The organism is Naasia sp. SYSU D00948 (genome assembly GCF_017916515.1).
Taxonomy (GTDB): Bacteria; Actinomycetota; Actinomycetes; order Actinomycetales; family Microbacteriaceae; genus Naasia.
Genome location: NZ_JAFMTA010000001.1, coordinates 1,971,742 through 1,984,165 on the forward strand (window position 1 = coordinate 1,971,742; position 12,424 = coordinate 1,984,165).

12 protein-coding genes and 1 pseudogene are annotated in these 12,424 nt (G+C 70.4%); 3 read left to right on the forward strand and 10 right to left on the reverse strand.

The annotated features are described in order from the left end of the window. Positions 1–64 precede the first annotated feature (64 nt). Positions 65–766: a FadR/GntR family transcriptional regulator gene (locus J3P30_RS09245; protein ID WP_210480756.1), complete on the reverse strand. Its 702-nt coding sequence runs from the start codon at positions 764–766 to the stop codon at positions 65–67. Between the two features lie 152 nt (positions 767–918). Here J3P30_RS09245 and J3P30_RS09250 point away from each other — a divergent pair, with 152 nt between their 5' ends. Beyond that, positions 919–2,106: a mandelate racemase/muconate lactonizing enzyme family protein gene (locus J3P30_RS09250; RefSeq protein WP_210480757.1), complete on the forward strand. Its 1,188-nt coding sequence runs from the start codon at positions 919–921 to the stop codon at positions 2,104–2,106. A 34-nt stretch (positions 2,107–2,140) separates the two neighbouring features. On the opposite strand, the gene J3P30_RS09255 is transcribed toward J3P30_RS09250, so the two are convergent. From J3P30_RS09255 to J3P30_RS09285, 8 genes and pseudogenes are all read right to left on the reverse strand, one after another. Beyond that, positions 2,141–3,394, reverse strand: a complete 1,254-nt coding sequence (locus J3P30_RS09255) for a low temperature requirement protein A (protein ID WP_210480758.1) — start codon at positions 3,392–3,394, stop codon at positions 2,141–2,143. Between the two features lie 133 nt (positions 3,395–3,527). Further along, positions 3,528–4,460 (reverse strand): ABC transporter substrate-binding protein, encoded by a 933-nt coding sequence (locus tag J3P30_RS09260; protein ID WP_210480759.1) that lies wholly within the window; start codon positions 4,458–4,460, stop codon positions 3,528–3,530. A gap of 13 nt (positions 4,461–4,473) precedes the next feature. Beyond that, positions 4,474–4,866: pseudogene (locus J3P30_RS15695) on the reverse strand (ABC transporter substrate-binding protein); the annotation flags it as partial. 210 nt (positions 4,867–5,076) lie between these two features. Next, positions 5,077–6,405 (reverse strand): MFS transporter, encoded by a 1,329-nt coding sequence (locus J3P30_RS09265; protein WP_210480760.1) that lies wholly within the window; start codon positions 6,403–6,405, stop codon positions 5,077–5,079. A 77-nt stretch (positions 6,406–6,482) separates the two neighbouring features. After that, entirely contained in the window at positions 6,483–6,797 is a 315-nt protein-coding gene (locus J3P30_RS09270) for a metal-sensitive transcriptional regulator (RefSeq protein WP_210480761.1), read from the reverse strand. Next, the gene (locus tag J3P30_RS09275; protein WP_210480762.1) at positions 6,794–9,181 is read right to left on the reverse strand and encodes a cation-translocating P-type ATPase; all 2,388 of its coding nucleotides are present in this window, start codon (positions 9,179–9,181) and stop codon (positions 6,794–6,796) included. Before J3P30_RS09275 ends, J3P30_RS09270 begins: the two co-directional genes overlap by 4 nt. A gap of 35 nt (positions 9,182–9,216) precedes the next feature. Then, entirely contained in the window at positions 9,217–10,155 is a 939-nt protein-coding gene (locus tag J3P30_RS09280) for a heavy-metal-associated domain-containing protein (protein ID WP_210480763.1), read from the reverse strand. Next, entirely contained in the window at positions 10,152–10,364 is a 213-nt protein-coding gene (locus J3P30_RS09285) for a heavy-metal-associated domain-containing protein (protein ID WP_210480764.1), read from the reverse strand. The genes J3P30_RS09280 and J3P30_RS09285 overlap by 4 nt, the downstream gene beginning before the upstream one ends. A gap of 180 nt (positions 10,365–10,544) precedes the next feature. On the opposite strand from J3P30_RS09285, the gene J3P30_RS09290 reads away from it, so the two are divergent. After that, positions 10,545–11,300, forward strand: a complete 756-nt coding sequence (locus J3P30_RS09290) for an SGNH/GDSL hydrolase family protein (RefSeq protein WP_374058547.1) — start codon at positions 10,545–10,547, stop codon at positions 11,298–11,300. Continuing rightward, complete coding sequence (locus J3P30_RS09295) at positions 11,300–11,746, forward strand: PPOX class F420-dependent oxidoreductase (protein ID WP_282593731.1); 447 nt, start codon at positions 11,300–11,302, stop codon at positions 11,744–11,746. The genes J3P30_RS09290 and J3P30_RS09295 overlap by 1 nt, the downstream gene beginning before the upstream one ends. A 49-nt stretch (positions 11,747–11,795) precedes the next feature. Here J3P30_RS09295 and J3P30_RS09300 read toward each other — a convergent pair whose 3' ends face one another. Then, positions 11,796–12,410: a TetR/AcrR family transcriptional regulator gene (locus J3P30_RS09300; RefSeq protein ID WP_210480766.1), complete on the reverse strand. Its 615-nt coding sequence runs from the start codon at positions 12,408–12,410 to the stop codon at positions 11,796–11,798. Between the last annotated feature and the right edge of the window lie 14 nt (positions 12,411–12,424).

Below are 12,424 nucleotides of genomic sequence, written 5' to 3' on the forward strand. Positions count from 1 at the left end.
GGCGATTTCCTCCGAGCCAGGGAGATCTGTTCACCGGCGGTCTCGACCTCTACGGGGACTCGCGTCAGCTGTTGTCGAAGGGAGGCTCGCCCCCACGGAGGTCGCTGTCGGACTCGCGGAGGGCGTATCGCATGGCCGCCTCCGCCTCTTCGGGATCCCCGGCGATGACGGCCTCGAGGACCCGGCGATGATCGGGAACAGGATCCATCCACGGCGCTCCCGGGTGGTGCTGGATCCGGTTCCTCGCGTCGAGGGCATGCGCCACGACGACATCCAGCCTGATCATGAGCTCGTTGTGAGTCGCCCGCAGGAGCTGCAGGTGGAAGTCGCGATCGGCCGCCTCCAGCCGTCGCACGTCCTGGCCGGCCGACGCGAACTCCGCGAACGCGCGTTCGAGCTGGGCGATATCGCTGTCATCGCGGTACTGGGCAGCGAGCCGGGCCGACGCGGGCTCGATCACGTCCCGCAGCTGCGAGAGGTCGGAGAGCAAGCGGTCATCATCGCGCCGCGTGGCGCGACGCCACATGATCACGTCTCCGTCGAGGAGCTTCCAGTCGTCGCGACTCCTCACGAACGTGCCGCGTTTCGGCCAGGAGTCGATCAGGCCCTTCTCGCGTATGACGCGCAGCGCCTCGCGGATGGCGGTCTTGCTGGCTCCCATCACCGGCTCGAGGGCGTCCACATCGATGCGCGTGCCCGGAGGCCAGTCGCCCCGCACGATGCGCAGGCCGAGCTCCTCGACGAGCTCGGCGTGAAGGTCGGCCATGTCAGTGGACCCTAGTGCTCACGTGCGCCGAGCAGGACTTCTCGTGGATCGTTCTTTGTCCATTCTCGATGTTAATCCGGAAAGCGCTCGCTGCAGGCGTGCGATGCGCCGCATACAAGAAAGCGACCCACGATGACGGAACTACCACTGCGATGAGAATCACCGCACTAGAGACGGTCGTCGTCGATTTCTATCGCACGAATCTCGTCTTCCTCATCCTGAACACCGACGAGGGCCTGACCGGGGTGGCGGAGGCGACGCTCGAAGGCCAGGAGCACGCGGTGCGCGGCGCCATCGCGGTGCTCGCCGAGGCCGTACGGGGGAAGGATCCGCTGCGGATCTCGCAGACGATCTACGAGGCGAACCGGGACGCCTACTGGCGAGGCGGCCCCGTCACCATGACCGCCCTCAGTGCCCTCGAGATGGCCATGTGGGACGTGTCGTCCCGGGCGCTGGAGGTGCCGGTGCATCGCATGCTGGGCGGACAGGTCCGCGACCGGGTCCGTGCCTACGCCAACGGGTGGTTCTCGGGAGCCAGGACCCCAGAGGACTTCGCGGCAGCCGCCGTCGCTACCGTCGAGCAGGGGTTCCGGGGACTGAAGTGGGACCCGTTCGAGGCGGCGGATCTGCAAGTGACGCCGCGGGACCTGCGACGGCTGCTCGAGCCGGTCGCCGCGGTCCGCGAGGCGGTCGGCGACGACATCGAGCTCTTCATCGAAGGCCACGGCCGCTTCGACGTGCCGACGGCGATCCGGGTGGCGCGGGAGCTCGAGCGGTTCCAGCCGGTGTTCTTCGAGGAGCCGAGCCCGCCGGAAGGGATCGACGCGCTCATCGAGATCCGCTCCAAGTCGCCGGTCGCGATCGCCGCAGGAGAGCGGTGGTTCGGCCGTCACGCGTTCGTGCCGGTCCTCGCCCGGAACGCCGTCGACTTCGTCCAGCCCGACATCACCCACTCCGGCGGCTTCCTCGAGCTGAGCTTCATCTCCACCCTCGCGGCAGCCCACTACGTGCCCTTCGCGCCGCACAACCCGAGCGGCCCGCTCAGCACCGCGGCCACCCTCCAGCTCGCCGCTGCCCTCCCCAACTTCCGATACCTCGAGATCATGGCCGTCGACGTGCCGTGGCGCAGCGACATCTCCGACGAGGCGCTCGTGCTCACCCCGGACGGCGACGTCATGATCCCGAGCGGAGCGGGGCTGGGCATCGAGCTGGACTTCGATGCCATCGCCGAGCACCCCTATTCGCCGCACCCCATGCGGCTGTTCAGCGACACCGTGGCGGACATCCGCCCGCCCGACGCCCGCTCCTACTTCAATTTGGTCCCGGCGACCGTGCCGTGACGGGTGGTGCGACGCGCGGAGTCCGGCCACACCGTCATCCGCCGGTTGTGCCTTCCTGGTTGACGGCCTGGTCCCGCCGCGGATGGGCTGACGCGCGGATCTCGGCACGGCCCTGTGCATACGCCAAGGTCTCGATCGCTGCGACGGCGCCCGTGATGGCCACGGCGATGGCGAGCGACGCGAGCGCCGGCACAGCGGCACCCAGGGGGATGACGGCGATGAGCAGCGCGGCCGCACCGAGGCGCCAGGTCTTGAGTCGGCCGCCGGCCCTCCACCAGAACGCCGCATGTCCCGCAAGGTAGAGGGAGGTGCCGCCGAAGAGGGCGACGCCGGCGAAGAGGCCAAGCGGATCGCTGTCGTTCACGTGGTGCATGGCCTGTTCCACACCGAGAGCCGAAAGCACGACGCCCGCGATGATGAGGAAGTGGAGATAGGTGTAGCCGTCGATGGCGAGGTTCGCCCGGTCGGCGCCTTTCCGGCGGGCGAGCTCGTGCTCGGCCGCGATGGCGACGACGTCGAAGTACAGCCACCAGAGCGCCACGGACAGGGCGATGGCGAGCAGCGAGCCGATCACGATCTCGGTGGTGATCGGTTCCTGCGCGACGCCGACGCCGATCGCCACGATCGACTCGCCCAGGGCGAGGATCACGATCAGCCCGAACCGCTCCGCCCAGTGCGCCGCCGAGTGCACGCGCCAGTTCCCGCCGTGACCGGTCAGGTAGGTGTACGCCACGTCGAGCGTCAACCCGAGGAGCCAGAGCCACGTCTGAGCCGGTCCGCCGACGATCGCGCCCGCGAGCACGAAGCCCGTGCCGAGGAACATGGCGACGAACGTCCGGAGCACCTGATCGCGGAGCGGACGGTCGTCCGCGGCGGCGCCGAGGTACAGCAGGAGGTGCGCGAGCCGGACCACTAGATAGGAGACGGCGAATACCAGCGGCGCGTGCAGACCGCCGGGGAAGTCCTCGAACGCCTCGGGGATGACGAGCGCCACGAGGAACATCGCCGCCATCGCGACCGACATCCCGACCCGGACCATCCCCTCGTCCACGAAGGTCTGGTTGGCGAGCCAGCTGTAGGAAACCCACGACCACCACAGGATTCCGAGGATGATCATGGCCTGGAGCACCCCGAGGGCGCTGTGGCTGTCCGACATGTAGTGGGTCACCTGCGTGAACGCGAAGACGAACACGAGGTCGAAGAACAGCTCGAATGTCGTGACTCGGTGTGACTCGTCTGAGGTGCGGAATCGAAGCGCCGCTCGGCGTTCTCGTCCTGGTTCGCTCATGGGGTCCCTCCGGATGTGCGTCAGCGTACCGGCGACGCGCCCGGCAGCTGTTGTTCCAGCGGTGCGGTCCGACTGCGAGACGGCGAAGTGCCGGGCCGCATCAACTGCGGCCCGGCACTCGATGCGCCGGCGACTACTTGGGCTGGATGTTCCAGAGGTAGGGCCAGGTGTTGCCCGTCTGCATCTCGATCTGCGTGGCGGCGTCGGCGGCCTTGGTGTTCTGGCTCCGGTAGAACGGCGCGAACCAGGCATTCTCGACGATGTGCCGGTTGAGCTCCTGTCCGGCGGTCTCCGCGGTGGTCTCGTCTCCGGTCTGGATCTGCGTGATCAGGTCCTCGACCGTCGGGTCCGCCACGTGGAACACGTTCCAGGTGGAGTCCGCGGCGATCTGGAACTTGGCCAGCTGGAAGTCCGTCGGGTCCTGCTGCAGGCGGAACCAGGTCATCGAGTACTTCTGACCCAGGATGCTGCTGATGAAGTCGCTGACCTGGAGCTCGTCGAAGGCGACCCGGATGCCGATCTGGGCGAGCTGGTCGGCCATGAGGGTGAACTGCGCGGCGGGCACCGTGCTCGCCCGTGGCATGACCAGGTCGAACCCGTCGGCGTAGCCCGCCTCGGCCATCAGATCCTTGGCCTTCTCGACGTCGTAGTCGTAGTACGTGTCGAGCTCCGCGTCGTAGCTCGGCGAGTAGGTCGGGAAGACCTGCCCCGTCACGGTGCCGTAGCCGGCGCCGAGCGTCTCGAGGAGCGCCTCACGATCCAGAGCGTGGTTGATCGCCTGACGGACCTTGACCTCCTTGAGAGCGGGCGTCAGCTTGCCCTCGCGGTCGGCCAGCAGGAATCCGGTCCAGTCGAGCTCCTGGCCGACGGCCGTGAATCCGGCGCCCTCGATCTGCGGGATCACCGTGTTGTCGCTGACGACCGACACGTTGACCTGGCCGCCCTGGATCGCGCTCAGCTGCGACGTGGCGTCCGTGTAGACGTTGATGACGAGCTTGTCGTAGTGCTGTCCGTCCGGGTTCCAGTAGTCCTCGTTCTTGTCGAAGACGTAGCTGCTGCCCACCACCCTCGCCGGTGTTGAGGATGTACGGGCCGGAGCCGTCCGGGACGGTGGCGATGGTGGCGGGGTCGGTCTCGGGGCTCTGCACGAGGCCGGCGTTCTGCGTGAGGTAGGTCAGCAGAGCCGGGTCGGGCTCGGACAGGGTGATCTCCAGCGTGGAGTCGTCGACGGCCTTCGCGTCCGCGACGTTCGCGAGGTTTCCCTTGTTCGGTGAGGCCCCATCGCGGAACGCGAGCAGGCTCTTGGCGGCCGCATCGGCGGTCAGCTTCTCGCCGTCGGTGAAGGTGACGTCGTCGCGCAGGGTGAGAGTGAGGACGGTCCTGTCCTCGTTGTACTCCCACTCGGTGGCCAGGTTCGGCTGGATGGTGCCGTCCGGGTCGGCCTTCAGCTGCGAGTCGTACACGGCCTGCATGTAGGGGGACTCGTTCGCCCATCGGGCGTCCTGGGCCGCGAAGGTGGAGGCGGGCACCTGCACGCCGAGAGTCAGAGTGCCGCCGGTGGGGGAGGATCCCTCGCCTCCGCCGGTGCCTCCGGTGCCGCCCGCGGCGCACCGGCGAGCGCAGTCCCGGTGACGGTTCCCTCGGATTCGGAGCGCGATCGCGACCGCGAAAGGGAAGAGCCGTCAGCTGACAGCGGGGCCGGAGTCCACCCTCCGGCTTCGACCTCTCCCGAGGGTGAGGGCCGCGTAGAGAGCGGCAGCGAGGAGAAGGATGCCCGCCATGACGTTGAGACCGGCGAAGCCCGCGAGGGCCATCGCGGTGCCTGCGCCGAGGGAGCCCAGGGCTCCGGCGCCGCTCATGAGGGCGTCGGAGAGTCCCTGGGCCGGGACGCGCGCGACAGGCGCCACGGCGTCGACCAGGAGGGAGGACGCCGCGACCGTGGCGGCCGACCAGCCGAGGCCCAGGAGCACGAGACCCACCGTGATGACGGGGATCGTCGCGTGCCCGATGCCCGCGGTCGCGACTGCGGCGAGCAGGATCGCCAGGCCTCCGAGCGCGGCGCGACCGCCGCCGTACCGGTCGGCGAGCCAGCCCATCAGCGGTGACAGCGCGTACATGCCGGCGACGTGGAGCGAGATGGTGAACCCGACGATCGTGAGGAAGGCCCCGCCGTGCACGTCGGTGCTGGTGTGCTGGAGGTGCAGGGGAGTCATCGACATGACGGCCACCATCACCGTGTGCGCGGCCAGCAGCATGACCAGAGCTCCCCGCGCCTGCCGCGACTCCCGGACGGCGGCCCACCCCTGGCGCACCGACGGGCGCGCCACGCGGGTGGACGCGGCCGGTGTCGTGGCGGAGGCGCTGGGGGAGTCGAGCTCCTGCCGGACCAGGAGCGGGTCCGGCCGCAGCCCGGCGAAGAGCAGGAGTGCCCCGATCACCATGCCCGCGCCGGAGATGAGGAAGGGGCCGGCCTCGGTGGGCAGGCGGAGCGCCGAGGACAGCGCCGCTCCGGGCGCGATCAGGTTGGGACCGGTGACCGCGCCGATCGTCACCGCCCAGACGACGAGCGACAGGTCCCGCCCTCGGCGCTCCGGCCGGGCCAGGTCGGTGGCGGCGAATCTCGCCTGCAGGTTGACCGCGGAGCCGAGGCCCACGAGGAAAGCGCCGACCACCAGCAGGGGGAAGACGCGCCCTACGATGGCGGCGACGATCAGCAGAGTGCCGACGGTCGCCCCGGCCAGACCGGTGGTCAGCGCGACGCGGCGTCCCCGGCGGACCGCGAGTCCGGACAGCGGAACGGCGAGAAGTGCCGGGGCCAGGGTCAGCGCCGTCGTGGTGGCGCCGGCGAATGCCTCGTCGCCCGACAGGTCCACGGCGAGGATCGAGCCGAGTGCGAGGGTGGATCCGTTGCCGAGGGCGCTGAAGACCTGCGCCAGGGTCATCGTGGCCACGGTGCGGCGCTGGAGGGCGTCCACCTCCGACCGGGTGAGCGGGGCTGCGCGGACGGCCATGGGTGAATCCTCGGGGTCTGGGGAGCTGGCGGAAGGACGGCGGAGGTCGGGAGAACCGCGAGCGGCCGGGTGAGCCGTCAGGAGCGCACGAGCCGGGCGATCGCCTCCGACGCCTCCTTGATCTTGGCGTCGGCCTCCTCGCCGCCCGCGGCGACGGCCTCGTGCACGCAGTGGGAGAGGTGGTCCCCCAGCAGGCCGAGCGCGACGCTCTCGAGCGCGCTCGTCATGGCGGTGATCTGGGTCAGGATGTCGATGCAGTACTTCTCGTCGTCGACCATCTTCTGCAGGCCGCGCGCCTGGCCCTCGATCCGCTTCAGCCGCGCCAGGTAGGCGCTCTTGGCGGAGATGTACCCGTGGTGCGCGGGCTGGACGGTCTCCGGGTGGTCGGTCATGATGCGTCCGTTCGTGCTGTCGGAGATGAGGCGTGCCCGGAAGTCGTGCCGGGAGCGTGGCGAGCAGGGTGCCGGGAGGAGGCACCGCCCACAAGATACGTCAGCCTCGGTCGCCCCGGCGCGGATGCGCTTCGGAACCCGCGGAGGCGCAGGCTGTTGCCGACGACGAACACGCTCGACAGTCCCATGGCGGCGCCGGCGAGCATCGGGTTCAGCAGTCCCAGTGCGGCGACGGGGATGGCGGCCACGTTGTAGGCGAAGGCCCAGAACAGATTCGACCGGATCGTGCGGAGGGTTCGGCGTGAGAGACGGATCGCGTCGGCCGCGCTGCGCAGGTCGCCGCGGACCAGCGTGATGTCGGCTGCCGCGATCGCGACATCCGTGCCCGTGCCCATCGCCAGGCCGAGGTCGGCCTGGGCGAGGGCGGGGGCGTCGTTGACTCCGTCGCCCACCATCGCGACCACCCTGCCCTCGCGTTGAAGACGGGCGACGACCTCGACCTTGCCGTCGGGCAGGACCCCGGCGTGGACCTCGTCGATCCCGACCTCGGCCGCGATCCGGCGAGCTGCGGCCTCGCTGTCACCGGTGAGCAGGATCGGGACGAGCCCTCGCCTCCTGAATTGCGCGACCGCTTCCGCGCTGGTCGGGCTGACCGCGTCGGCGACGGTGAGTATCCCGCGGGCGGCGCCGTCCCAGCCCACGGCGACCACGCTCCTGCCCTCGCGCTCGGCCTCCACCTTGGCCGCGGCCACCGCCGGGCTCAGTTCGAGACCCCACTCGGCCAGCAGCGACTCCCGGCCCACGATGACGGCGCGCCCGTCCACCAGCCCCTCGACTCCCATGCCTGCGAGGTTGGCGAAGTGCTCGGGAGTCGGCAGGGACCCGCTCTCCTCCGTGGCGGCCTTCGCGACCGCCCGAGCGATGGGATGCTCGGAGGCGTCCTCGAGAGCCCCGGCCAAGCGCAGCAGCTCCCGCCGATCCGTTCCCGGCTCGACGACGACGCCGACGAGCGTCATCCTCCCGGTGGTGATCGTGCCGGTCTTGTCGAGCACGACGGTGTCGACCCGGCGCGTCGACTCGAGCACCTCAGGACCCTTGATCAGGATGCCCAGCTGGGCGCCACGGCCCGTGCCGACGAGGAGCGCGGTCGGCGTAGCGAGGCCGAGAGCGCAGGGGCAGGCGATCACGAGGACCGCGACCGCGGCGGTGAACGCGGCGGCGGCCGGGAACCCGGCGCCGAGCCAGGCCCCCAGCGTCGCGACAGCGACCGCGATCACGACGGGGACGAACACGCCTGAGACCCTGTCGGCCAGGCGCTGCACCTCGGCCTTCCCGGCCTGTGCGTCCTCCACGAGCTTCGTCATCTGCGCGAGCTGGGTCTCCGACCCGACGCGCGTCGCGCGCACGACGATGCGGCCGCCGGCGTTCACGGTCGCCCCGGTGACCCGGTCGCCCTCGGCCACCTCCACCGGGACGGACTCGCCCGTCAGCATGGACTCGTCCACCGCGGAGGTGCCTGAGACCACGACACCGTCGGTGGCGATCTTCTCACCGGGCCGGACCACGAACTCGTCACCGGTCTGGAGCTCCTCGACCCGGATCTTGATCTCGGAGCCGCCGCGCAGCACCGAGACCTCCTTCGCCCCGAGCTCCAGCAGCGCCCGCAGCGCCGCTCCGGCCTGCCGCTTGGAGCGCTTCTCGAAGTACCGGCCGGCGAGGATGAACATCGTCACCCCGGCCGCGACCTCGAGGTAGAGGTTGGCCGAGCCGTCGGACGGCGCGAGGGTCAGCTCGAGCGCGTGCGTCATCCCGGGAAGACCTGCGGTGCCGAGGAAGAGGGCGTACACCGACCACAGGAACGCCGCGCCGGTCCCCAGGGAGATGAGGGTGTCCATGGTCGCGGTGCCGTGCCTCAGGTTCGTCCAGGCTGCCCGATGGAACGGCCACGCTCCCCAGACGATCACGGGCGCGGCGAGAACCAGCGACGCCCACTGCCAATAGGTGAACTGCAGCGCGGGGATCATCGCCATCGCGATGACGGGGACCGTCAGCGCGGAGGAGACCAGCAGACGCATGCGCAGCGCGGCCAGCTCCGGATCGGCGCCGTCCCCGTTGCCCGGGGCCGCCCCCGTCGGTGACTCCTCCCGGGCGGGGAGCGCGGCGGCGTACCCGGTCTTCTCGACCTCGGCGATCAGCAGCGCCGGGTCGTACCCCTCCGGAACGGAGACGCGCGCCCTCTCGGTGGCGTAGTTCACGCTCGCGGCGACGCCGTCGAGCCTGTTCAGCTTCCTCTCGATCCGCGTCGCGCAGGAGGCGCAGGTCATCCCGCCGATCTCCAACTCGACGGTGGACGCGGGCGGCGGCGCGCTCGTGCTCGTGCTCATGCTTCTCTCGGTTCCTCTCGTCGCGGTGGCCGACGTCAGTGGTCGCCCGAGCCGTGCCGGCCGTGGGGGTCGCTCCCGCCGTGGCCGGGAGCGGCGTCGAGCACGAAGCGGGCGGTGTGCACCTGTCCGTCGACCTGGAAGTCGAGGTAGAGGAGGTACCGGCCCGCGGTCGGGGCCTCGGCGGAGAATGTGATCTCCGGCCCGGACGTCTCGCCCTCCCGGGGCTCGTCACCGTGGGCATGCACGTGCAGATAGGCGAGGTCGCCGTCGCGCAGGGCGACGAGGTGGCCGAACGCGCCCAGGTACGGCTGCAGCTCGGTGACCGGCTCACCGTTCCGACGGACGGTCACGGTGAGCTCGCCGGCGGCGCCCGCGATCAGCCGCCCGTCCACCGAGACCTGGAAGCCGTCGACCTCGTCGGTCGTGGCGACTGCGTCCACGTGAACCGGCTCGAGCTCGCCGGCCACATGGACGGTGCGCGACAGGGTCGCGGCTCCCCGGTCACCCGGGGCGGAGGGCGCGAAGTCGGCGTACACGCGGTAGGTTCCGGCCTCGTTCCACTCCCAGGGGATGGACCACCTCCCCGTCGTCGCGTCCAGGACCGGGTGCACGTGGCGGTACTCCGCCCCGTCGGACCGCACGACGATCAGGTGCAGGGCCTTCTCGTGGGAGGTCTCGAAGGCGACGAGGGCGTTCCCGTCCTCGTCGATGATCGAGAAGCTCAGCTCGCCGGGCTCGCCCACCTGAACGGGCGCGGTCACGGGCGACAGCGCGTACCCGTGCGCCGAGAGCGACAGTCCGGAGAGCGCCCCCGTCGGCAGTTCCGGCCTGCTCCCGTGGTCCTCCATCGTGGTTCCTTCCGTCCGATTCGTCACCATGTCGCCGGGGACGACGGCGGCGGCGATCCCGTATGCGCCGAGGAACGCCATCGCCAGCCCTGCGGCGTACAGCGCCAGTCGTCCCGCAGTCGTCATCCGACCGGCACCGCCGTATAGCCGGCCTCGTCGACGGCGGCCAGCACGGCACCGTCATCCACGCGCTGAGGCGCCGTCACCGTGAGCCGCCCGGTGCGTGCACTCACCTCGATGTGCTCCACTCCGTCGATGCGCCCGACCTCCTCGCGGACCGACATCTCGCAGTGTCCGCACGTCATGCCGGTCACCCGGTACTCGCTCGTCGTCATCACTCCTCGCTTCCCTTCATGCATACCCTCCAGGGGTATCGCTCCGAAGCAACCCTATACCCCAGAGGGGTATTCCTCGTCGCCGCAGCGGAACGAGAGGGAGGCCGCGTCCGCGCCAGGGAGATGGAACGATGAACGGATGCCACGTTCCACCGTCAGCGCGGTCGCATCGTGAGTGTCGTGCGGTACGTCGCGATCGGCGACTCGTTCACCGAGGGAGTCGGCGATGAGCTGCCGGGCGGCATCGTCCGCGGATGGGCCGACCTCGTCGCGCAGGGCTGGGCGGATGCCCTCGGACAGCCGATCGAGTACGCGAACCTCGCGATCCGGGGCAAGCTCGCGTGGCCCATCGTCCGGGAGCAGCTCGAGCCGGCGCTCGAGCTGCGACCGACGCACCTCTCGTTCAACGGCGGCGGCAACGACATGCTGCGGCCGAGGACCCCGATGAGCTCCATCGTCGACGCCTTCAGCGTCGTGGCGCGGCGCTGCGACGAGGAGGGTGTCCAGCTGGTCCTGCTGAGCGGCGCGAACCCCTCGCCCCACTTGCCGCTGGGCCGCCTGATCCAGTCCCGCGGCGATCGGCTCTCGGAGGAGGTCGCGGCTCGGTTCGCGGACAGGCCGGACATCATTCGTGCTCTGAACTGGCCGGACGAGGAGCTGAGTCGGCGCGGCTACTGGAGCGAGGACCGGCTGCACATGAACACGCGCGGTCATCACCGGGTGGCGGCGCGCGTGCTGACCGCGCTCGGGTTCGACCCGCCGCCGGAGTGGTGGTCGCTGCCGGAGCAGTCCTCGGTGCAGCGAGCCCGCGAAGCCGACTACTACCGGGAGCACGTCGTGCCCTGGGTGCGGCGCCGGCTCACCCGCACGTCGTCGGGCGACGGGCGTCAGCCCAAGTTCCCGGTCTTCGCCGAGATCCTGCCCTCGGATCGCTGATGGAGCGATCCGGGGACATCCAGGCGGGCGGCCGGTCGAGCGCTCGGGAGGCTGAGGCGATGCTGACCGACGCGGCCCTCGAGTTCCTCGCCGAGTATCACCTCGGCACCCTCTCCACTCTGGGGCGGCACCACCGCATCCACGCCGTCCCCGTGGGCTTCACGTACGAAGCCGGCGTGGTGCGGATCATCGGCTCCCGCGGGTCGCAGAAGTTCGTGAACGCGCAGCGCAGCGGTCGAGCCGCCGTCTGCTCGGTCGATCGCGCCCGGTGGATCAGCTTCGAGGGGACGGCGCGGGTGCTCGATGATCCCGATGCTGTAGCCCACGCCGTCTCGCTGTACACCGCTCGCTACCGTGCGCCGCGACCCAACCCGCAGCGGGTCGTGCTCGAGCTGCGCGTCGAGCGCGTGCTCGGATCCCCGGGCTTCCGCGCGGTCGCCGTCTGACGGGATCGTTCGCAGCCGAGCTGCTGCTGCCGCCGCACGGCGCGGTGAATCAGTCCGCGGCCGGGGGATGCAGGAGCGTCGCGAGCGTGCCGAGGGTCTCCTGCAGTCGGATCGAGGGCTCGAGCAGCCACTGGATCTGCAGGCCGTCGGAGGCGGCCACGATGAGGGCGGCCACGTGCTCGGGGTCGACGTCGCCTCGCATCCGGCCCGTCGCCTGTTCCGCACGGATCCGGTCCGCGAGGTCCCGCCGCAGACGATCGAACCGCTCCGTGAAGTGGGCCTTGCCCGCCGCGTTCCCCTCCTGCAGCGAGGCGGCGACCAGCGTCGAGTAGAGCTCGACGAGTCCCGGCACCTTAACGTTGGCCGTCGCCGCCTGCACCATGACGTCGACGGCGTCGTTCGCCTCCGGCCGATCCGGATCGGCGTCGCGCTTCAGCTCTGCGTGCTCGTAGACCGCGAGAAGCAGCTGCTCCCGTGAGTCGAAGTAGTGCAGGAGCGCGGCGTGCGAGACCCCGATCGACTGCGCGATGCTGCGCAGCGAGGTGCCGTAGGCCCCGCGCTCCGCGAAGACCTCGATGGCCCGGTCGAGGATCTCCTGCCGCCGCGCCACCCCCTTCGCGTAAGAGCCGCGGCGCCCGATGAGGGAGCCATCGTCGTCGTCCATGGGCTCAACCTACC

Coding starts and splice junctions, on each gene's coding strand:
- J3P30_RS09245 (WP_210480756.1), bottom strand. CDS start 766: ATGGCCGACCTTCACGCCGAGCTCGTCGAGGAGCTCGGCCTGCGCATC.
- J3P30_RS09250 (WP_210480757.1), top strand. CDS start 919: ATGAGAATCACCGCACTAGAGACGGTCGTCGTCGATTTCTATCGCACG.
- J3P30_RS09255 (WP_210480758.1), bottom strand. CDS start 3,394: ATGAGCGAACCAGGACGAGAACGCCGAGCGGCGCTTCGATTCCGCACC.
- J3P30_RS09265 (WP_210480760.1), bottom strand. CDS start 6,405: ATGGCCGTCCGCGCAGCCCCGCTCACCCGGTCGGAGGTGGACGCCCTC.
- J3P30_RS09270 (WP_210480761.1), bottom strand. CDS start 6,797: ATGACCGACCACCCGGAGACCGTCCAGCCCGCGCACCACGGGTACATC.
- J3P30_RS09275 (WP_210480762.1), bottom strand. CDS start 9,181: ATGAGCACGAGCACGAGCGCGCCGCCGCCCGCGTCCACCGTCGAGTTG.
- J3P30_RS09280 (WP_210480763.1), bottom strand. CDS start 10,155: ATGACGACTGCGGGACGACTGGCGCTGTACGCCGCAGGGCTGGCGATG.
- J3P30_RS09285 (WP_210480764.1), bottom strand. CDS start 10,364: ATGACGACGAGCGAGTACCGGGTGACCGGCATGACGTGCGGACACTGC.
- J3P30_RS09295 (WP_282593731.1), top strand. CDS start 11,300: ATGGAGCGATCCGGGGACATCCAGGCGGGCGGCCGGTCGAGCGCTCGG.
- J3P30_RS09300 (WP_210480766.1), bottom strand. CDS start 12,410: ATGGACGACGACGATGGCTCCCTCATCGGGCGCCGCGGCTCTTACGCG.